This is a genomic window from Yinghuangia seranimata (assembly GCF_029953285.1).
Taxonomy (GTDB): Bacteria; Actinomycetota; Actinomycetes; order Streptomycetales; family Streptomycetaceae; genus Yinghuangia; species Yinghuangia seranimata.
The window spans coordinates 119,596-139,141 of record NZ_JASAOI010000004.1; the positions used below are offsets into that span (position 1 = coordinate 119,596).

Below are 19,546 nucleotides of genomic sequence, written 5' to 3' on the forward strand. Positions count from 1 at the left end.
ATCACCTACATAGGCGGACATCGCCGACGCGAGCGGAGTGCCCCCGCGACGACGCTGAAGCCATGACGAACATCGACATGAACCTCGAAGCGGCGAACGACACCGACGCCAAGAAGAGCAAGAGCACGAAGAAGAACAAGAACAAGACCCGGCGCCGCGTCGCCAAGGCACTCGCGTACTTCGCCCTGGTCTTCACCGGCCTCCTGGTCCTGGCCGAGCCGTGGCTGCTGGTCGCGGTGGCCGCCCTGCTCCTGGCGATCTCCCTCTGGGACTGACCCGCGCCGCGGTGCGTGTCGCGTGCTCAGTACACGTCACGGACGTAGCGCTTGTCGGCGGCGAGGCGCTTGACGTACGCGCTCGCCGCCTCGTCGGTCAGGCCGCCGTGGGTGGCGACCAGTGTGCGGAGGGCGGCGTCCACGTCTTTGGCCATGCGGGAGGCATCGCCGCAGACGTAGAAGTGGGCGCCGTCCTCCAGCCATTCCCACAGCCGGCGGCCGTGTTCGTGCATGCGGTCCTGGACGTAGACCTTGCTGCGCTGGTCGCGGGAGAACGCGGTGTCGAGGCGGGCGAGGACGCCGTCGGAGCGCAGCTCGGCGAGCTCGTCCTGGTAGTAGAAGTCGGTCGCCCGGTGCTGTTCGCCGAAGAAGAGCCAGTTGGGGGCGGTGTGGCCCTGGGCGCGGCGGTCGTCGAGGAAGCCGAGGAACGGGGCGACGCCGGTGCCGGGCCCGACCATGATCATCGGGGTGCGGGGGTCGGCGGGCGGCCGGAAGTGCGGTGCGGGCTGGATGCGGACCGGTATCGGCGTGCCCGGCGCGGTGTCCGCGAGGAACGCGGAGCAGACCCCGTGCCGGGCGTGTCCCGCCGCGTTGTCGTAGCGGACGACGGAGACGGTGACGGAGACCTTGGCGGGGTCGGTGCGGGGGCTCGACGAGATGGAGTAGAGGCGGTTCCGGAGGGGCTTGAGGACGTCGGCCCATTCCTGGGCCGTCGCGCGCACGGGGTGTTCGGCGAGGGCGTCGGCGGCCTGGCGCCCCCAGGACCACTGGGCGAGTTCGCCGTGGTTGTCGGGGCGGAGCAGTTTGCGCAGGTGGCGGTCGCCGGTCCGGTCGGCGAGGAACCGCAGCAAATCGGGGGTGACCTTCGCGATGTCGAGGTGCCGGTGGAGCGCCTCGCCCAGGGCGACCCCTCCGGGGCCTTCGAGTTCGACCGGCGTGTGGGGGTCCAGGCCGGTGAGCGCGAGCCATTCGGCGACCAGCTCAGGGCTGTTGGTCGGGCGGACGCTGAGCGCGTCGCCCGCCTGGTAGGTCAGGCCGGCGCCGGCGAGGTCGAACGTGAACTGCCGGACCTCCTTGGCGGCTCCGGGCAGGCTGAGGAGCCGGTTGCCGACCAGCGGCGCCGGAACCGCCGTGGATGTACGGGAGTTCGGGGCGGGCGCCGGTGGGACGGTCGGACGCGGGCTTGCCGCGGGCGCCGCCGTAGCGGTGTCGCCGGCAAGCGACACGATGACCTGGTCGAGCCAGCTGTCGGCGGCGGTGGCGAAGTCCGGTTCGCAGTCGATGCGTTCGGCGAGGCGTGTGGCGCCGAGTTCCGCCAGGCGCCGGTCGAGGCGGCGGCCGTGTCCGCAGAAGTCGTCGTAGGAGGAGTCGCCGAGCGCGAGGACGGAGTAGCGCAGGTTCTCGAACGTCGCCGTGGTGGCGTTGAGGGTGTCCCAGAAGCCGCTGCCGTTGTCGGGGGCGTCGCCGTCGCCGAAGGTGCTGGTGATGAGCAGCGCGTCCGTGGCGGGGAGGGCCGCGGGGTCGGCGTCGTCCATGCCGAGCAGGGTGACGTCGTGCCCGGCGGCGGTGAGCCGCGCGGCGACGGTGGCGGCGAAGTCCTCGGCGTTGCCGGTCTGCGAGGCCCACAGCACCGCGACCGGGCGCCCGGCCGACGCGACCGGCGCGGGCTCGGCCGCGAGGCCGGTGCCCACGGCCACGCCGGGCAGCGGGGCGCGGGAGAAGGCGCCCGCGAGCATGCCGTCGACCCACAGCGCGTGGTCGGGGCGCAGCGGGGCGGTCGCCGGCAGGACGGGGATCCCCGGTGCTCCGGTGTGGACACCGGCGAGGAAGCCCGCGAGGTAGAGCTGTTCGCGTTCGTCGAAGGAGGGCCTGACCAGGTCGCGGATGCCCAGCAGGTCGGCGAGGGCCGCGACGGCGGCGTCCTGCGCCGCCGGGGCGTCCGCTGTCTCGGCGGCGGACGTCGGGCTGTCGGCAGAGCTGTCGGCAGAGCTGTCGGCAGTGCGGGTCGGCGCGACCACAACCGGCGCCGTGCTCTTCGCGAGGGCGACCGCGCAGACCTTCAACTCCGGTTGGAAGGACAGCGGGTCGACGGCGTCGTTCGTGACGGCGTTGACGCTCAGATACTCGCCGAACAGGTCGTTCCAGTGGAACGGGGCGAAGCAGCAGCCGGGCAGGACCCGGTCGGTGACGACAGCGGGCAGGACGGCCTTGCCCCGGCGGGAGGCGACCTCGACGGAGTCGCCGTCCGTCAGACCGAGGGTGCGGGCGTCGTCGGGGTGGATCTCGACGAACGGGCCCGGGTTGAGCTTGTTCAGCTTGTCGACCCGGCCGGTCTTGGTGAGGGTGTGCCACTGGTGTTGCAGGCGCCCGGTGTTGAGGACGAACGGGTAGTCGTCGTCCGGCATTTCCTTGGCGGGCATGTGCGGGCGGGGGAAGAACACCGCCCGCCCGGTGGCCGTGGGGAAGGTCGGCCCTGTGCCCGCTCCCAGCGCTTCGAGGTAGCGGATCGGGTTGCGGTCGGGGCCGCCCGGGGCGGCGGGCCACTGGACCGGCGTGGCGCGCAGCCGGTCGTAGGTGACGCCGCGCAGGTCGTACCCGGTCTTCGGATTGTGGGCGCGCTTGATCTCCTCGAAGACGTCCTCGGCCGTCTCGTACGCGAACGCCTCGGCGTAGCCCATGGCCTGGGCGACGCGGGCGATGATCTTCCAGTCCGCCGCGGCCTCGCCGGGCGGGTCGGCGGCGGGCCGGGCGAGCGTGAGGTTCCGCTCGCTGTTGATCAGGACGCCCTCGGTCTCGGTCCACAGCGCGCCGGGCAGCACGACGTCGGCGTAGCCGTTGGTCTCGGTGTCGGCGAACACGTCCTGCGTGACCACGAATTCGGCGGCTTCGAGGCCTTTGATGACCGTCTTGCGGTTGGCGACCGAGGCGACGGGGTTGGTGCAGATGATCCAGCAGGCCTTGATGCGGCCGTCCGCCATCTGCTCGAACATCTCGACGGTGCCCTTGCCGACGCCGTCCTCGCGGAGCGTCCCGGGCGGCAGGCCCCACAGGTCCTCGGTGAACGCGCGGTCCTCGGCGACCAGGACCGAGCGCTGGCCGGGCAGACCCGGGCCCATGTAGCCCATCTCGCGGCCGCCCATGGCGTTGGGCTGACCGGTGAGCGAGAACGGGCCGCTGCCGGGGCGGCAGATCGCGCCGGTGGCCAGGTGCAGGTTCACCAGCGCGTTGGTGTTCCACGTGCCGTGGGTGCTCTGGTTGAGTCCCATCGTCCAGCACGACATCCACTCCCCGGCCTCGCCGATCCAGCGTGCGGCGGTGCGGATGTCGGCCTCGGGTATGCCGGTCAGCGCTGCCACCGCGGCGGGCGGGTAGTCGGCGAGGAACTCCGGTATCGCCTCCCATCCTTCGGTGTGCGCGGCGATGAACTCCGGGTCGGTGTCGCCGTTCTCGACGAGCAGGTGCAGCAGGCCGTTGAGCAGCGCCAGGTCGGCACCGGGGCTGATCTGCAGGAACAGGTCGGCCTTCTCCGCCGTCGCGGTGCGCCGCGGGTCGACGACGATCAGCTTCGCCCCGGCCTTCACCCGCTCCATCATGCGCAGGAACAGGATCGGATGGCAGTCGGCCATGTTCGAGCCGATCACCAGGAAGACGTCGGCCTTCTCGAAGTCCTCGTACGAGCCGGGCGGGCCGTCCGCGCCGAGGGACAGCTTGTAGCCGGTGCCCGCGCCGGCCATGCACAGCCGCGAGTTGGACTCGATCCGGTTCGTGCGGACGAAGCCCTTGGCGAGCTTGTTGGCCAGGTACTGGGCCTCCAGGCTCATCTGGCCGGAGACGTAGAGCGCGAACGCGTCGGGCCCGTGCTCGTCGACGACGGCGCGGAAGCGGCGCGCGGTCTCGGCGATCGCGTCGTCCAGCGTGGTGGCGACCGGCTCGCTGCCCCGCTCGGCGCGCGTCAGCGCGGTCGCGAGGCGACCCGGGGCCGCGAGCATGTCCGCGGTCGTGGCGCCCTTGGTGCACAGCCGTCCGAAGTTCGCCGGGTGCGCCTTGTCGCCGGACGCCTTGCGGACGGTCCGCCGCCCGTCCGGTCCGACCGTGATGTCGAGGACCATGCCGCAGCCGACACCGCAGTACGAGCACACGGTACGGACCTTGGACTGTCCTGCCTGCCCCTCCTCGTCCGGCACGGCGCGCTCCCTCCCAGTGGCTCCCCGCCGAACGTACGAAACCGCGATGACGCGCAGGTCACGCCCGGCGGCGCGCGATGTTTCGTCTCGCCGCACGGGCGACGGGCGGCGCTGTGAGCACCGGTCCGCGTGGCGCGGCTCGCGCGGCCGCGCGCTAGTGACCGGCCGCGGCGCTCGCCCGGCGGGTCATGTAGCCCCAGATGCGCCGCTGCCCCCGCAGGGCGAGGAAGCCGACGACCACCAACACGACCACGTTGAGCAGGAGTTGCAGCAGGGATCCCCACGCCTCGTCCCACTGGCCGAAGGCGATGGAGACGGCGATGTCCGACGCCGCGGGGATCGTGGTCACCGAGATGAAGACGCCGAGGAGGGCGCTGCCGCGCGCCTCGGTGAGCGACACGATGCCGACGACACCGGCGAGGGTGGCGACGACGACGGAGAAGAAGTCGGGTGTGTCGATGAGGTTGGAGACGGGCCGCAGCCCGAGCTCGAAGGCCCGGGACTCCAGGTCCGCGGCGCGGGCGATCGCCGCGAAGGCCAGTGTGACGGCGATGGCGAGCAGGAAGCCGAACGTCAGCGCGGCCGCGCCCGCGCGGATCCGGCGGCGGTCGCGTCGGTCAAGGCCCAGGGCGATGCTGCTGATCGCGCCGTACTCGGGTCCGACCACCATGGCGGCGACGATGAGGATCTGGGAGTTGGTCATGATGCCGACCGAGCCGATCACGCCGGCGATGGCCAGAAGCAGGTAGAAACTCGGCAGGTAGGTGCCCGAGGCGCGGATGCCGGCCTCGACCGCGGCCCACAGCGGTACGTGGACGAGCGCCGGCGGCTGGGCGGCCTCGATCTCGGCGGCGCGCCGGGAGAACAGCACCTCGACGTCGTCGACCGCGATCGACCCCGCGTCGTCGACGCCCAGCGCGCGCAGCCCGTGCAGCAGATTGTTCGCGGCACCCTTGAGCACGTCGCACTCGAGCGCGTCGTCGCCCGGGCCGAGCGCCGACGCGCTCGTGACCACGAGGTTGAGGACCTGCGGGTCGCCGGTCAGCAGCTCCAGCGTCCGCTCGGTGAGCGCGGGCGGCAGCACGATCCGGATGTGGACCACGTCCATCCGAGTCTCCCGTCGTGCCCGCCCGGCGGTTCCGCGTCGACCAGGCTAACGAGCGGACGGGCAGAGGCGGTGCCGTCGGCGCCGCGGCGGCCGCGGCGTTCATCCGATCGGCGGCGCGGGGTCCGGGGAGCGCTCAGGCGACCGGGTCGTACCAGGTGTCGCCGTTCGACAGCAGCGCGTCGGCCTCCTTGGGGCCCCAGGTGGCCCGGGCGTAGGGGTGCACCGGGACGACGTTCCCGAGGATCGGATCGACGACGCGCCAGGCCGCCTCGACGGTGTCCTCGCGGGCGAAGAGCCAGTGGTCGCCGTCGAGCGCGGCGCCGATGAGCCGGTCGTACGGCCGCATGTCGGAGCCCGGGGGCTCGCTGAAGGACAGGTCCTGCTGCTGGGCCCGCCAGCCGCCGCCGGGCGCCTTGCCGGCGAGGGTGAGGCCCACCTGCGCCTCGGGCCAGATGCGGAAGCGCAGCGCGTTGGTCGCGGGCGTCGGGCGCAGCCCGAACACGTCGTGCGGGGCCGCGCGGAAGCGCAGCGTGATCTCGGTGGCGGTCACGGGGAGGCACTTCCCCGCGCGGATGAGGATCGGTACGTCGGCCCAGCGCCACGAGTCCGACGCGAGGCGGACCGCGGCGAACGTCTCGACGGTGGAGCCGGGGGCCACGCCGTCCACGTCGAGATAGCCCTCGTACTGGCCGCGCACGATGTGGTCGGGGGTGAGCGGGCGCAGCGAGGAGATGGCGGTGGACTTCGAGGACCGCCAGCTCTGCAACCCCTGTCCGGAGGGCGGGTCGGCGAGCACGGTGGCCAGGACCTGCAGCATGTGGTTCTGGACGACGTCGCGTACGGCTCCGGCGCGGTCGTAGAACCGGCCCCGGTCGGAGACGTCGAAGGCCTCCGCCATGGTGATCTGGATCGACTCGACGTAGGTGCGGTTCAGCAGCGGTTCGAGGATCGAGTTCGCGAAGCGCGCGAACAGGACGTTCTCGACCGGGTCGAGCCCGAGCCAGTGGTCGACGCGGTAGATGGCGTCCTCGTCGAAGTACGTGTGCATCGTGTCGTTGAGCTTGCGCGCGCTGTCCAGGTCGTCGCCGAAGGGCTTCTCGACCATGATGCGGGCGTTCTCCGCCCGGCCGGCGGTCGCGATGCCCTGCGCGATGCGGCCGAACAGCGGGGGAGGGACCTCCAGGTAGTACAGGGCGTGTGCGCCGCTGCCCATCGCGTCGGACATGGCCGTGTAGGTGGCGTCGTCGTCCAGGTCGCCGTCGACGTAGCGCAGCAGGCCCAGGAGCTTGACCGCCGCCGGGGATGCGGGGTCGAGCTTGTTGAGCGTCAGCGAGGCCTCGGCGTACGCGCGGAACTGCTCCAGACCCCAGCCGGTCTTGGCCACCCCGACCACCGGGACGTCGAGGACGCCGCGCTCGACGAGCCCCACCAGCGCGGGGAACGTCTCCAGCTTGGCCAGGTCGCCGGTGGCGCCGAAGATGACCAGCGCGTCGATCTGTGGTGTCGTCATGTCGGGCTCTCCTATGCGCGCCGGGTCAGCGCAGCCTCGCGACGAGGTGGTCGCCGACCCGCAGGGCGTTGGCGATGGCCGTCAGCGACGGGTTCACCGCGCCGATGCTCGGGAAGAAGCTGGTATCCACGACGTAGAGGTTGTCCAGGTCGTGGGCCTTGCAGTTGACGTCGAGTGCGGACGTCCGGGGGTCGGTGCCGAAGCGCACGGTGCCGGCCTGGTGGGCCGTGGCGCCGATCGGCATGCCCTTGTGCAGGTACAGGGTGTGCGGCAGCAGGTGGTGCTCGTGCATCCCCAACTTGCCGAGCATGCCCTGGAGTTTGTGGCGCAGCCGCTTGAGCCCGGCGATGTTGTTCTTCTCGTCGAGCGCGAGGTGGACGTTGCCGTCGCCGTCGAGCGTCACCCGGTTCTCGGGGGTCGGCAGGTCCTCGCCGCAGAGCCAGAAGTCGACCGCGTGGTGCGCGATGACCTCGAACGGCATGTCGGGGGACACGGCTCCGGCCCAGCGCGGCGCCTCGCCGTGGATCTGCGCGGCGTCGGACTTGCCGAGCATCTGGATGCCGCCGAGCGGGAAGTCCCAGTCGTCCGCGCCCAGGTACCAGTCGTGCAGCGCCAGGGTCTTCTGGAACGCGGTGGGGTTCGGCTCCTTCGACACGGCCATCAGGGCCAGGTTGTTGTGCCGCATGTAGTTGCGGCCCACGACGTCGGAGGCGTTGGCCAGCCCGTTCGGATGCCGGTCGTTCGCCGAACGCAGCAGCAGGAGCGCGGAGTTGACCGCGCCGCAGGCGACCACGACGATGTCGGCCGCCAGGGTCTCGGTGCTGCCGTCGGCGAGTTCGACGACCACGCCGGTGACGGTCCGGCCGCCCGGATCGGTCTCCAGTCGGCGCACGTTCGCGTGGGTGAGCATCGTGACGTTGTCGTGCTCAAGCGCCGGGTCGACGCAGATCACCTGCGCGTCGGACTTCGCGCCCAGCAGGCAGGGGAAACCGTCCACCCGGTCGCAGCGGATGCACGCGCTGCCGTGTGCGGCCCGGCCGTCCCCGTCCTGGGTGAGGTTCACCCCGATCGGCAGGTGGAACGGGTGCAGGCCGTGCTTCTCCAGGTCGTCGCTCAGCTGCTGGATGCGCGGCTCGTGCTCGACCGGCGGGAAGGGGTACGGGGCGCTCGCCGGGCCCGCGGTCGGGTCCTCGCCGTGGCGGCCGTGCACCAGGTACAGCTGCTCCGCCTGGGTGTAGTACGGCTCCAGGTCCTGGTAGTCGAGCGGCCAGGCGGGGGAGACCCCGTCGTGGTGGCGGAGTTCGCCGAAGTCCTCGGGGCGCAGCCGGAACAGCGCGGCGCCGTAGAACTTGGTGTTGCCGCCGACGTAGTAGTTCACCTCGGGCGGGAAGGCGTTGCCGTCCTTGTCGTACCAGTACTCCGGCGCACGGTACTTGGCCTTGACGAAGACGGCGGAGGAGTCCCAGTTGTCGCGTTCGCGCGGCAGGTAGCCGCCGCGCTCGAGCAGGAGGACGCGTGTTCCGGTCGACGCCAGCCGGTGGGCCAGCGTGCCGCCGCCCGCGCCGGTGCCGATGACGATGACGTCGTAGTGCTGATCGCCAGCCATGGGGCTTCCCATCGGAGTCGATGCATGCCCTGGGGTGTCTGTCCGCTCATCGGCCGCGGCGTGAAGCCGACCCGGCCATATGAGGCCCGCTGCTTCGGGGCCCGACACCCGGCGACGGGGGCGTCCGTCAGAACGTCGGCGCGCCCGTGCGCGGCATGTCCTGTCTCTTGCAAGCTATACCGGGGGCGGCGGGGCTGCACCTCAGGTCGGTGCCGCCGGGGGTGGCTACCGGGCCTGCTCCGGCAGCGAGCGGATCGCCGCCTCCACCGTGTCGGGCATGGTCCCGGACGCGTCGACGACGGCGCCGGGCTCGTCGTCCTGGAGGGGCTCGAGGTCCTCGAACTGCGAGTCGAGCAGTTGCGGCGGCATGAAGTGCCCGAGCCGGTGGGCGATGCGCCCGGCGGCCGTGGCGCGGTCGAGGTCGAGCTGGACGAACCACACGCCCGCCCCCGCCGTGCGGAACTGGTCCCGGTACCCGCGTTTGAGCGCGGAGCAGGCGATGACGCCGCCCCGGTGGCCGGCCGTGAGTGACCGGATCCGCTCGGTGACCGCCGCCAGCCAGGGGCGCCGGTCGGACTCGTCGAGGCGGTGCCCGGAAGCCATCTTGGCGCGGTTCTCGGGCGGGTGGAGGTCGTCCGCGTCCAGGTACGGCAGGCCGAGCCGTTCCGCGAGCCGTGAGGCGACGTGGGTCTTCCCGGCCCCGGACACGCCCATCACGATCACGACCGGGGGACCGCCGGCGGAGGAGGGCATCGCTGCGCGGCCCTTTCTGGGGAGCCCACGGGCAGGGCGTACATCTGCTGGTCCCCGGATTATCGCGCGATCCGGGGCGACCGGCCCGCGCTGCTCCGGACGGCCCGCGCTCGGCCGGGTTAAACCCCGCGCGCCGAACGGTTCCGCCCGGTGTCGGCGTGTTTGTCTGATCCCGGGCCTGCCGAGAGGAGCGACATGAGCCAGCTGGACCTCGCCAGGCTGCAGTTCGCCATGACGTCGGTGTACCACTTCCTCTTCGTGCCGGTGACCATCGGGCTGAGCCTGCTCACCGCGCTCCTGCAGACCGGCTGGCATCGCACGGGACGTCCCGAACTGCTGCGGCTGACCCGGTTCTTCGGCGTCCTGCTGGTGATCAACATCGCGGTCGGCGTGGTGACCGGCCTCGTGCAGGAGTTCCAGTTCGGCATGGACTGGTCGGCGTACTCGCGCACGGTCGGGGACGTGTTCGGCGCGCCGCTGGCCATGGAGGGCCTGGCCGCGTTCTTCCTGGAGTCGACGTTCCTGGGGCTGTGGCTGTTCGGCTGGGGCCGGCTTCCCAAGCGGGTCCACCTGGCCACGATCTGGCTGGTGGCCCTCGGGGGCATGCTGTCCGCGGCGTTCATCATGGCGGCGAACTCCTGGATGCAGCACCCGGTCGGCTACACGGTCGACCAGACCACGGGCAATCCGCAGCTCAACGACGTGTGGAAGCTGTTCACCAACCCGGTCTTCCTGCGCGCGTACCTGCACGTGATCCTGGCCTCGCTGGTCACCGGCTCGGTCATCATGCTGGCCGTGTCCGCCTGGCAGCTGCGCAAGGGCTCGAACCGGCTCGCCTTCCACGCCTCCGCCAGGCTGTCCCTGGTCGTCCTGGTGCCGACGCTCCTGCTCGCGATGCTCGTCGGCAGCGAACTCGGCGTCACCGAGGGCAAGTACCAGCCGATGAAGATCGCGGGCGCGGAGGCCCAGTGGACCACGTGCCAGCCCTGCTCGTTCTCGGTCTTCCAGATCGGCGGCGGCAAGGCCGACCACACGCCCACGAAGATCATCGAGATTCCGCACCTGCTGTCGCTGCTGGCCACGAACCACTGGAACGGCCAGGTGCTCGGGCTCGACACCGTCCAGGCCCAGTACCAGCAGCAGTTCGGGCCCGGCGGCTACGTGCCGAACATCTTCATCCAGTACTGGTCCATGCGGGTCATGGCCTACCTCGCCGTCGTGGTCCTGCTGGTCGGCCTCTGGGGCCTGTGGCTGCTGTGGCGCAAAAAACTCAGCACCTCGCGGTGGTTCCTACGCATCGCGGTCTGGACCGCCGTCCTGCCGTTCCTGATGAACACCGCGGGCTGGCTCCTGACCGAGAACGGGCGCCAGCCGTGGATCGTGCAGGGCATCCAGCTCACCCGCGAAGGCGTCTCGCCGTCGGTGACCACGGCGACCGTCGCCACCAGCATCATCGTCTTCTTCCTGCTCTACGCGGCCCTGGCGGTGGTGGATTTCGTTCTCATGTCCCGCTACGCCCGCCGTGAACTGGAACCACCGGCCGTCGCGGACGCGGCGCTCACGCCGACGAGTTACTGAGGATGCCCCATGGCGTTCGCCACGTTCTGGTTCATCGTCACGACCGTCCTGTGGACGGGCTTCTTCGTCCTGGAGGGCTTCGACCTCGGCGTCGGCATGCTGCACGCCGTGGTCGCCCGCGACGAGGCGGGGAGACGGGCGGCGATCAACACGATCGGGCCGCTGTGGGACGGCAACGAGGTCTGGCTGATCGTCGCCGCCGCGGCCATGTTCGCCGCGTTCCCGCCGTGGTACGCGACCACGTTCTCCGGCTTCTACGCGGTCATGGTCCTGCTGCTGGCCGGGCTGATCGTGCGCGGGGTCTCGTTCGAGTTCCGCAACAAGGTCGACAGCGTCCGCTGGCGGCGCACGTGGGACACCCTGCTCACCGTCGGCAGCCTGCTGGTGCCGCTCCTCGTCGGGTTCACCCTGGGCGGCCTGCTGCACGGGGTGCCGATCGACCAGCAGCACGAATACACCGGCAACGTCGGCGACCTGTTCTCCGGCTACGCCGTCTTCGCGGGCATCACGCTGGTCCTGCTCTGCCTCCTGCACGGCGCCACGTTCATGACGCTCAAGACCACCGGCACACTGGAGCGCCGGTCCGCCACCCTGGCCCGCCGGATCGCGCCGGTTACGGCCCTGGCCGTGCTCGCCTTCCTGCCGTGGACGCACGCGACGGCCGGCAAGGGCGTCCTGCCCAGCGTCGTCGAACTCATCGCCGTCATCGCCGTCATCGCCGCGGCGTGGCTGGTGGTCGGACGTTCGGAGGGCTGGGCCTTCTTCGCCACCACGATCGCGATCGCGACGACCATCGTGTCGATGTTCACCGACCTGTACCCGCGGCTCATGGTCTCCAGCACCAGCCATGCCTTCAACCTGACCGTGCAGAACAGCGCTTCCGGTGACTACGCGCTCAAGGTGATGACGGTCATCGCGGCGGTCTTCCTCCCGCTCGTGCTGCTGTACCAGGGCTGGACGTACCACGTCTTCCGGCGCCGGGTCTCGGCGGAGGAGTTCACAGGACCGCGATCGGATTGACGGGGGACCCCGTGGCGGCCGGGAATCGCAGCGGGGCGATCACGCAGAAGAACGACCAGCGGCCCTGCTCCTCGCAGACCGGGACCAGGTCCTCGAACCGCAGGTAGTCCAGGAGGTGGATCCCCATCGCGTGTATCGCCAGCACGTGCACGGGGAAGGCCACGCCCTCCGTGGTGCTGGGCGCCGCGTCGTTGTTGCCGTCGCTGCCGAGCACCGCCACCTGGCGTTCCGCCACGAACTCCATGGCGTACGGGTGCAGTCCGGCCCGCGCCTCCGCCGCGTTCCACGCACCCAGCCGCGTCCGGCGGGCGCGGTGGCCGACCCGGACGAACAGCAGGTCGCCCGCACCGACGCGGACGTCCTGAGCCTCCTCGGCCGCCGCCAGTTCGTCGGCGGTCACCTGGTCGCCCGGCTCCAACCAGGGGGAGTCGCGCAGCCGCGGGATGTCGAGGAGGACGCCGCGGCCGACGATGCCGTCCCGGGCCAGTGCGACCGACAGCGCCTGCGCGCCGGCGGCCGTCACGGTGGCCGCGTCCACGCCGCCGAACAGGGTGCCGTCGTAGATCACATGGCAGAGCGCGTCCAGGTGGCTGTACGCGTCGCCGTGCACGTTCATCCCGATGCGGTCCCTGGCGAAGTCCAGGCCCCCTCCGCCGGTGTCGCTCGCGACGCCTCCGGTCATGCGGTGGACGGCGGGCTCGGGGTTGTCGGGACCGGACGTCGTCTCCACCGGGGCCTCCAGGCTCACGTGGACCCCGGCGCGGACCTCGCGGGCCGCCGCGACCACGGTGTCCGGCGTGATGCGGTCCAGCGCGCCGCGGAGCGCCCCGTCGGCCGGGACCGTGCCGCGGCAGCGTTCGTACAGCGCGCGGAACTCCGCCGCGCTCACGCCGGCCATGTCAGCGGCGCTCCAACTCGTCCAGGGCCTCGTCCAGCGTGGTGGCCGCCATGATCAGGGACAGATGCGTGAACGCCTGGGGGAAGTTCCCCAGTTGCTCGCCCGTCGGGCCGATCTCCTCGGCGAACAGCCCGACATGGTTCGAGTAGGTGAGCATCTTCTCGAAGGCGTACCGCGCTTGGCGCAGCCGCCCGGCGCGGGCCAGAGCGTCGACGTACAGGAACGTGCAGAGGCTGAACGTTCCCTCGGAGCCGCGCAGGCCGTCGGGCGACGCGGCCGGGTCGTACCGGTAGACCAGGCTGTCGGACACGAGCTTGCGGTCCATCGCGTCGAGCGTGGACAGCCAGGCCGGATCCTGGGGCGCGAGCATGCCGACCCGCGGAATGACCAGCAGCGAGGCGTCGAGGACGTCACCGCCGTAGTGCTGGACCAGGGCCTGCTCCTTGTCGCTCCACCCCTGGCTCATGATCTGCTCCAGGACCGCGTCGCGGGTCTCGCGCCAGTACACGATGTCCCCCGGCCGGCTGTACTCCTGCGCCAGGGAGATGGCGCGGTCGAAGGCCACCCAGGTCATCACCCGGCTGAACGTGAAGTCCTTCCGCCCGCCGCGCGTCTCCCAGATGCCCTCGTCCGGCCGGTCCCAGTTCTCCGCCAGCCAGTCGAGGGTCGACGTCACGGTCTTCCAGCCGGCGTAGCCGCTGCGGAGCCCGATCTGCCGCCCCTCGTGCATCGCGTAGAGCGCCTCGCCGTAGATGTCGAGCTGGAGCTGGTCCATCGCCGCGTTGCCCGCGCGGACCGGGTAGGAGCCGCGATAGCCCTCGAAGTGCTCCAGGATCTCCTCGGACAAATGCGGGTCCCCGTCGACCCGGTACATGATCTGCAGCCGGTCGCCCGGCAGGTCCGCGCGTTCCTGAAGCCGCGCGCCGAGCCAGTGGGCGAACGCGCCGGCCTCCTCGGTGAAGCCCAGGTCGAGCAGGGCTCTCATGGACAGCGAGGCGTCCCGGACCCACGTGAAGCGGTAGTCCCAGTTGCGCTCGCCGCCGACCTGCTCCGGCAGGCCCATGGTCGCGGCCGCGATCGGCGCGCCGGTCGGCGCGTACGTCAGCAGCTTGATCGTGATCGCGGAGCGGCGCACCATGCTGGGCCAGCGGCCGCGGTAGTTCGAGGTGCGCACCCACGTCTGCCAGAAGTCCACCGTGGACCACAGCTCCTCCCAGAGCTGCTCCTTGGTCGGCCTCGCGGGCGCGGGTGAGTCCGCCGCGCACACCGTGAGCACCACCGCGGCCACCTCGCCCGCCTTGAGGGTCAGGTGGCCGCGCACGTCGTCGCCCGACCGCTCGATCGGGAAGCTGCTGTGCAGGTACAGCGCGGTGCCGGGGCCGCGGAAGACCGCGTGGTCCGTGTCGACCTCGAGGTCGTGCCGCCCGCGCCCGTAGTCGAAGCGCGGCTTGCACTCGAGGCTGAGGTCGATGGTGCCGCGCACCGCGCGCACCCCTCGGATGATCGTGTGGCGGTCGGTCGCCTGGCCGGTCAGCGGCGGCATCCAGTCCATCAGCTCGCCGACGCCGTCGGGGGACATGAACCGGGTGACCAGCACCGCGGTGTCCGGGTAGTACAGCTGCTGGTAGGTCACGTCGGTCGCGTCCGGCGCGATCCGGAAGTGGCCGCCGTGGTCGTGGTCGAGCAGGGCGGCGAAGACGCTCGGGGAGTCGAAGCGGGGCGTGGCGAACCAGTCCATCACGCCCTTGTTGGAGACGAGAGCCACGGTCTGCAGGTCTCCCACCAGGCCGTGGTCGGCGATCAGCGGATAGCGGTCCATCGACGAACTCCCAGCTGGCACGTGCCGGAACGGCACTTCACGGATCGATCGAGGCGTACGGGTCGCGGTGCACGTCGATTCCGGACGTGAGGAACGCCCTTTCGCGGCGCACGTCGCGGCTGAAGGCCGTGGCCCAGGTCAGAATCGCGCCCGCACGGTTGCGGTAACCGGTGAGGAAGGCGATGTGGATGAACAACCAGGTCAGCCAGCCCATCAGTCCGCCGAAGCGGAGGGGCCCCACGCTGACCACGGCGTTGCCGCGCGAGATGTACGCGGCCGAGCCCAGGTCGCGGTAGCGGAACGGCTTGGCCTTCGTGTCGCCGGCGATCTCGCGCTTGATGCGGTGTGCGGCGTACAGCCCGCCCTGCATGGCGACTTCCGCGACACCCGGCAGTTTGTCGAGGCTCATCAGGTCGCCGATGACCGTGATCTCGGGGTGCCCGGGAACGGTCAGGTCGGGTGCGACGCAGATACGCCCGGCCCGGTCGCTGGGGGCGCCGGTGGCCTCCGCCAAGGTCTTGGCGAGTGCGGGGGCCTGGACGCCGGCGGTCCACAGGACCGTACCGGCGTCGTGGCGGGTCTCCGTGCCCTCCTTGTCGCGGGCCACCAGGCCGTCGGCGTCGATCTGGGTGACCACCGTGTGCATGTACAGCTCGACCCCCAGCTTTGCCAGGGTGCGTGCCGCCGTGGCGCCCAGTTTGGGCCCGAAGGCCGCGAGCGGCGCCTCGCCTCCGTCGAACAGCAGGACGCGCGCGTCCTCGGGCTTGATCTCGCGGAACTCGGACCTGAGTGTGTGCGTCGCCAGTTCGCGTAGCTGGCCGGCGAGTTCGACGCCGGTCGGCCCCGCGCCGACCAGGGCGAACGTGAGCAGGCGCCGGCGTTCGTCCGGATCCCGTGCCGTCTCGGCCACTTCGAACGCCCCGTAGACGCGCCGACGGATGGCGAGCGCGTCGGACAGGCTCTTCATGCCGGGTGCGAAGCGGGCGAACTCGTCGTGGCCGAAATAGGATTGGTGCACCCCGGCGGCGACGATCAGGTGGTCGTAGGGCAGTTCGATGCGCTCACCGCCGGGGCGGCGGGCCGACACGGTGCGTCCCGCGACGTCGAAGTCGAAGACCTCGGCCAGGATCACCTCGGTGTTGCGGTGGTGCTTGAACAGCGCGCGCAGCGGCACCGCGATCTGTCCCTCGGACAGGATCCCGGTGGCGCACTGGTACAGCAAAGGCTGGAACAGATGGTGACCGGCACGGTCCACGACCGTCACGTCCACCGGGCTGTGACGCAGAGCGCGTGCGGCGAACAGGCCCCCGAAGCCTCCTCCGATGATCACGACCTTGGGCCGCGCGGACGTGCTGTCCATATCAGCGTTCCCATCGTGTGCTGCCATTGCGGGCGATCGCCGGGGGAGTCCTCAGCCGGCGGCGGGGGCCGTTCACAGCGCGTTCCACGCAAAGGCCGGCCACGGAAACCGTCACCAAGCGCCCAAATCGAGCCTACGGCGGCCCCGCCGGGTCGGCGACCCGGCCTTCGCGAGGCGCCCGGCGCGTGAGGCGAGGGGCCGGGCGTCCGCAGCCGGGGCCTTGCCGCGCCGCGGCCCGCGCGGCCTGGGAGACTCGTGTCTTTGCCGGATCACGGGAGCGGGAAAGTGCAGGGAGCGGTTCTCAACGGGCGGTACCGGCTGACCCGGCGGCTCGGCGGCGGGTCGATGGGCGACGTCTGGGCCGGTGAGGACGCCGTGCTCGGCCGCGCCGTCGCGGTCAAGGTCCTCAAGGCCCAGCTGCTCGGCGACCCCGCGTTCGCCGCCCGGTTCCGCACCGAGGCCCGCACACTGGCCCGGCTCAGCCACCGCGGCGTGGTCGCGGTGTTCGACTACGGCCAGGCCCCGTACGCGGGCGGCGACATCGCCTACCTCGTGATGGAACTGGTCGACGGCGAGGCCCTCGGCGCCGTGCTGGCCGAACGCCGTACGCTGCCCGCCCGCACCGTCCTGCACCTCGCCGCCCAGATCCTCGACGCGCTCGCCGCCGCGCACCGCGAGGGCATCGTGCACCGGGACCTCAAGCCCGCCAACCTCATCGTCCGCGGCGACACCGCCGGGCCCGGCGCGGCGCCCGAGGTCGTGCTGGCCGACTTCGGCATCGCGGCCCCGGGGTTCGACCCGCGCCTGACCGAGTCCGGCATCGTGCTCGGCACCGCGCACTACCAGGCCCCGGAGGCCGCCGCGCGCGGCGAGACGACGGCCGCCGTGGACCTCTACTCGCTGGGCGTCGTGCTGTACGAATGCCTGGCCGGGCAGGTCCCGTTCGACGGCGACACCGCCTTCGAGGTCGTCTACAAACACCTCAGCGAACCGCCGCCGCCCCTGCCCGGCGACGTGCCCGAAGGACTCCGGGCACTGGTCGCACGGGCCCTGGCCAAGTCCCCGGCGGCCCGGTGGCCGGACGCCGAGACGATGGCGGACGCCGTACGGGCGCTGCTCGCGGAAGGCGGCGTGCCGGGGGAGGCGAGCGGTCAGGGGCCGGCTGCGGCGGACCCCGCCGCCGCGGCCCCGACGGAATCCGCGTCGGCCGCCGCACCCGGCCCCGGCGACGGCAGGGCGGCGCGTTTCGTCCACCGACGTCGCAGGATCCTCATACCGGCCGCCACCGCGCTGCTGCTCACCGGCACGGCGGCCACCGTCGCGGTCACCCTGTCCGACCGAGGGCATCCGCAGCGCCCTCAGGCCGAGGGCCGGCAGCGCCCGGACCCGGTCGGCGCGACCGGATCCCCCGGCACCGCCCCGCCGGCGACGCCACCGCCCGCGTCCAAGGCGCCCACCGGCCCGCTGACGAACCCGCCGCCCGCCGCCCCCGGCGGTGCCACGGCCGTCGCGCCCGGCACCACGTCCCCGCCCTCCGGCACCACTGCGGACGACACCTACCGCGATGCTGTGCCCAACCAACTCCCGACCGGCACCTACACCTTGGTGACGCGCGACGGCGTGGCCCTCGACCTGTTCGGCGGCGGGACCTCCGACGGCACCCCTGTGGTCGGCGGCGTCCCCAGCGCCGCCGACGCGGAGCGCTGGTACATGTGGGCGCCGCCCGAACTGAACGAGCCCGGCTGGCTGTTGATGAACGTCGGCACGGACCGTAAGCGCTGGCTCGACCTCGACGTCCCCACCCGGGACGTCCAGGTCCGCGGCGACACCTGGGCGATCCAGCAGGTCTGGAAGTTCGAACCCGTTCCGGGCGGCTACCAGGTGGTCAACGTCAAGAACGCCTCGTGCCTCACCGCGGTCGGCCTCGGCAAGCGCGTGACCGCACAGACGTGCACGACCGGCCTCCACGCCCAGATCTGGATCCCCACCTGATCCGGCGCGGTCGACGACGACTCCGCCGACGGATCGCGGCCCCGGCACCCCGAACGCGTGACCGAGAGGCTCCATCGAGCGTTGATCCCGCAGAACCACCGCCCACCAGCGAAGGAACCGCGTGATCCCCGCCCTCAACGCCTGGACGCTGGACGCCCTGCCCCGACTGAACAACGCCGTGCTGGCAGGCGACAGCCCGTGCGAGTCGCTCACCGACGCCCTCAGCGACGGCGTCCTGCCCCGGCTCCCGGCGGACGTCGGCGCACTGCCCGCCGCCGACGCCCGGCGGCTCACGGTCCTGCTCGGCATGTGGGGCTCCGCCTGCGTGCGGCACTTCGTCCAGAGCGGCCGCGTGACGCAGACCGGTACCGGTGCCGTCTTCGCGCGGCTCGACGTCCACGGCCGCGGCTTCCGCGACTACCTCGGCGAAGTCGCCGCCCGCACCGGCGCGGGCCACCCCGACCGCGACACATACGTGTCGTACTTCCACTGGAACCCGCCGACCGTCCGGGTCGACTACGTCGGGCAACACTGGTGCGCGCCAGGTGTGTTCGAAGACGGCCTGCTGCGGACTCACACCGGCGACGACCGCGAACGCGAGCTGCTGCTGTTCGTCAAGTCCGCCGAGGCCGTCGAGCTTGCCGCCAACGACCTGATCGAGCCGCTGCTCACCGAGGACCTCCCGCCCGCGGACCGGATCGAACGTATGACCGCGGCCGCGGTGCTGCTCGGCGCCGTCCACCGGATCTTCGCCGCCTTCACCCGCCTGCCCGCCGAACGGCGCATGACCCCGGAGTTCTTCACGGACACCTGGCGCCAGTACACGAACCACTGGGAGCCCGGCGACTACCCGCCCTCGGGCGCCGCCGACGCCGAGTTCATCGCCCGCGACCTGATCCTCGGCGTGGACGTGCCCGACTACCTCTCCTATGTGCGGCGCCTGTTCCCGGCTCTGCTACCTGACGGCCGGGCACGCCTCACCCGCCTCATGGGCGCGACGCCGCTGCCCGCCCTCGTCCTCGCCCGCACCGGCGTGACCCCGGACGACCTGCACGGCGCGGCCCCCGACAAGCTCCTGGCGATCGCCGAACAGCACCCGGAACTCGCCGCCTGCTACCTCCTGCTCGCCGAGAACGTCCGCGTCGCCACCGCACACCTCAACTTCGCCCGCCGCTTCGTCTTCGACCTCCGCCGCACCCGCGACGCCGACGGAACGCCCGACACGGTCGTCATGAGCAGCCGTATCGGCTCGACCGGCATCCGCGAGAGCTTCATGGACGAGCTCAAGAACGGCCGCCGACGCCACCCGCTGACCGCCTTCGAACGAGTCCCACGCGCCCGACTCGCCACCCTCGTCGGCGCCGGGCGCCCGGCGGGGCCCGATCCGGTCGTCTCCGTCGGAGCCTGACGCTGCGTGCGCCGAACGGGTGGGGTCGGGTGGTG

General features: G+C 71.8%; 13 protein-coding genes. 5 read left to right on the plus strand and 8 right to left on the minus strand.

Going from position 1 to position 19,546, the window contains the following annotated elements:
- Positions 1-62: 62 nt before the first annotated feature.
- A complete protein-coding gene (locus QI554_RS02730; RefSeq protein ID WP_281465360.1) occupies positions 63-275 on the plus strand; it encodes a hypothetical protein in 213 nt (70 codons plus the stop codon).
- A gap of 26 nt (positions 276-301) precedes the next feature.
- On the opposite strand, the gene QI554_RS02735 is transcribed toward QI554_RS02730, so the two are convergent.
- From QI554_RS02735 to QI554_RS02755, 5 genes are all read right to left on the minus strand, one after another.
- Positions 302-4,384 carry a bifunctional nitrate reductase/sulfite reductase flavoprotein subunit alpha gene (locus QI554_RS02735; protein ID WP_425527902.1) on the minus strand — a complete coding sequence of 1,361 codons (4,083 nt, stop codon included), beginning with the start codon at positions 4,382-4,384 and terminating at the stop codon, positions 302-304.
- A gap of 229 nt (positions 4,385-4,613) precedes the next feature.
- Positions 4,614-5,567 carry a DUF389 domain-containing protein gene (locus QI554_RS02740; RefSeq protein WP_281465364.1) on the minus strand — a complete coding sequence of 318 codons (954 nt, stop codon included), beginning with the start codon at positions 5,565-5,567 and terminating at the stop codon, positions 4,614-4,616.
- A 133-nt stretch (positions 5,568-5,700) separates the two neighbouring features.
- Positions 5,701-7,077: a glucose-6-phosphate dehydrogenase gene (gene zwf, locus QI554_RS02745; RefSeq protein ID WP_281465366.1), complete on the minus strand. Its 1,377-nt coding sequence runs from the start codon at positions 7,075-7,077 to the stop codon at positions 5,701-5,703.
- Between the two features lie 25 nt (positions 7,078-7,102).
- Positions 7,103-8,683, minus strand: coding sequence for a GMC oxidoreductase (locus QI554_RS02750; protein WP_281465368.1), 1,581 nt, complete (start codon positions 8,681-8,683; stop codon positions 7,103-7,105).
- 225 nt (positions 8,684-8,908) lie between these two features.
- A complete protein-coding gene (locus QI554_RS02755; RefSeq protein ID WP_281465370.1) occupies positions 8,909-9,436 on the minus strand; it encodes a gluconokinase in 528 nt (175 codons plus the stop codon).
- Between the two features lie 195 nt (positions 9,437-9,631).
- Here QI554_RS02755 and QI554_RS02760 point away from each other — a divergent pair, with 195 nt between their 5' ends.
- Together QI554_RS02760 and cydB are read left to right on the plus strand one after the other, a co-directional pair.
- Entirely contained in the window at positions 9,632-11,014 is a 1,383-nt protein-coding gene (locus QI554_RS02760; protein WP_281465372.1) for a cytochrome ubiquinol oxidase subunit I, read from the plus strand.
- Between the two features lie 9 nt (positions 11,015-11,023).
- Complete coding sequence (gene cydB, locus QI554_RS02765) at positions 11,024-12,034, plus strand: cytochrome d ubiquinol oxidase subunit II (protein ID WP_281465374.1); 1,011 nt, start codon at positions 11,024-11,026, stop codon at positions 12,032-12,034.
- Here the strand turns inward: cydB and QI554_RS02770 are convergent.
- The 3 genes from QI554_RS02770 to QI554_RS02780 are packed head-to-tail and all read right to left on the minus strand — an operon-like array spanning position 12,012 to position 16,111.
- Complete coding sequence (locus tag QI554_RS02770) at positions 12,012-12,932, minus strand: cyclase family protein (RefSeq protein WP_425527901.1); 921 nt, start codon at positions 12,930-12,932, stop codon at positions 12,012-12,014. The two genes, cydB and QI554_RS02770, sit on opposite strands and share 23 nt — an antisense overlap.
- A 1-nt stretch (position 12,933) precedes the next feature.
- The gene (locus QI554_RS02775) at positions 12,934-14,751 is read right to left on the minus strand and encodes a glycoside hydrolase family 15 protein (RefSeq protein WP_281465375.1); all 1,818 of its coding nucleotides are present in this window, start codon (positions 14,749-14,751) and stop codon (positions 12,934-12,936) included.
- Positions 14,752-14,788: 37 nt separating this feature from the next.
- On the minus strand, positions 14,789-16,111 hold the full coding sequence (locus QI554_RS02780; RefSeq protein ID WP_281465377.1) for an NAD(P)/FAD-dependent oxidoreductase: 1,323 nt from the start codon (positions 16,109-16,111) through the stop codon (positions 14,789-14,791).
- A gap of 285 nt (positions 16,112-16,396) precedes the next feature.
- On the opposite strand from QI554_RS02780, the gene QI554_RS02785 reads away from it, so the two are divergent.
- Both QI554_RS02785 and QI554_RS02790 read left to right on the plus strand, forming a co-directional pair.
- Positions 16,397-18,103, plus strand: a complete 1,707-nt coding sequence (locus tag QI554_RS02785) for a serine/threonine protein kinase (protein ID WP_281465379.1) — start codon at positions 16,397-16,399, stop codon at positions 18,101-18,103.
- Between the two features lie 121 nt (positions 18,104-18,224).
- Positions 18,225-19,511 carry a hypothetical protein gene (locus QI554_RS02790; RefSeq protein ID WP_281465381.1) on the plus strand — a complete coding sequence of 429 codons (1,287 nt, stop codon included), beginning with the start codon at positions 18,225-18,227 and terminating at the stop codon, positions 19,509-19,511.
- Positions 19,512-19,546 lie beyond the last annotated feature (35 nt).

Bases quoted from the DNA above. Each gene is read 5' to 3' on its own strand.
- QI554_RS02730 (WP_281465360.1), top strand. From the start codon at position 63: ATGACGAACATCGACATGAACCTCGAAGCGGCGAACGACACCGACGCC.
- QI554_RS02735 (WP_425527902.1), bottom strand. From the start codon at position 4,384: ATGGTCCTCGACATCACGGTCGGACCGGACGGGCGGCGGACCGTCCGC.
- QI554_RS02740 (WP_281465364.1), bottom strand. From the start codon at position 5,567: ATGGACGTGGTCCACATCCGGATCGTGCTGCCGCCCGCGCTCACCGAG.
- zwf (WP_281465366.1), bottom strand. From the start codon at position 7,077: ATGACGACACCACAGATCGACGCGCTGGTCATCTTCGGCGCCACCGGC.
- QI554_RS02750 (WP_281465368.1), bottom strand. From the start codon at position 8,683: ATGGCTGGCGATCAGCACTACGACGTCATCGTCATCGGCACCGGCGCG.
- QI554_RS02755 (WP_281465370.1), bottom strand. From the start codon at position 9,436: ATGCCCTCCTCCGCCGGCGGTCCCCCGGTCGTGATCGTGATGGGCGTG.
- QI554_RS02760 (WP_281465372.1), top strand. From the start codon at position 9,632: ATGAGCCAGCTGGACCTCGCCAGGCTGCAGTTCGCCATGACGTCGGTG.
- cydB (WP_281465374.1), top strand. From the start codon at position 11,024: ATGGCGTTCGCCACGTTCTGGTTCATCGTCACGACCGTCCTGTGGACG.
- QI554_RS02770 (WP_425527901.1), bottom strand. From the start codon at position 12,932: ATGGCCGGCGTGAGCGCGGCGGAGTTCCGCGCGCTGTACGAACGCTGC.
- QI554_RS02775 (WP_281465375.1), bottom strand. From the start codon at position 14,751: ATGGACCGCTATCCGCTGATCGCCGACCACGGCCTGGTGGGAGACCTG.
- QI554_RS02780 (WP_281465377.1), bottom strand. From the start codon at position 16,111: ATGGACAGCACGTCCGCGCGGCCCAAGGTCGTGATCATCGGAGGAGGC.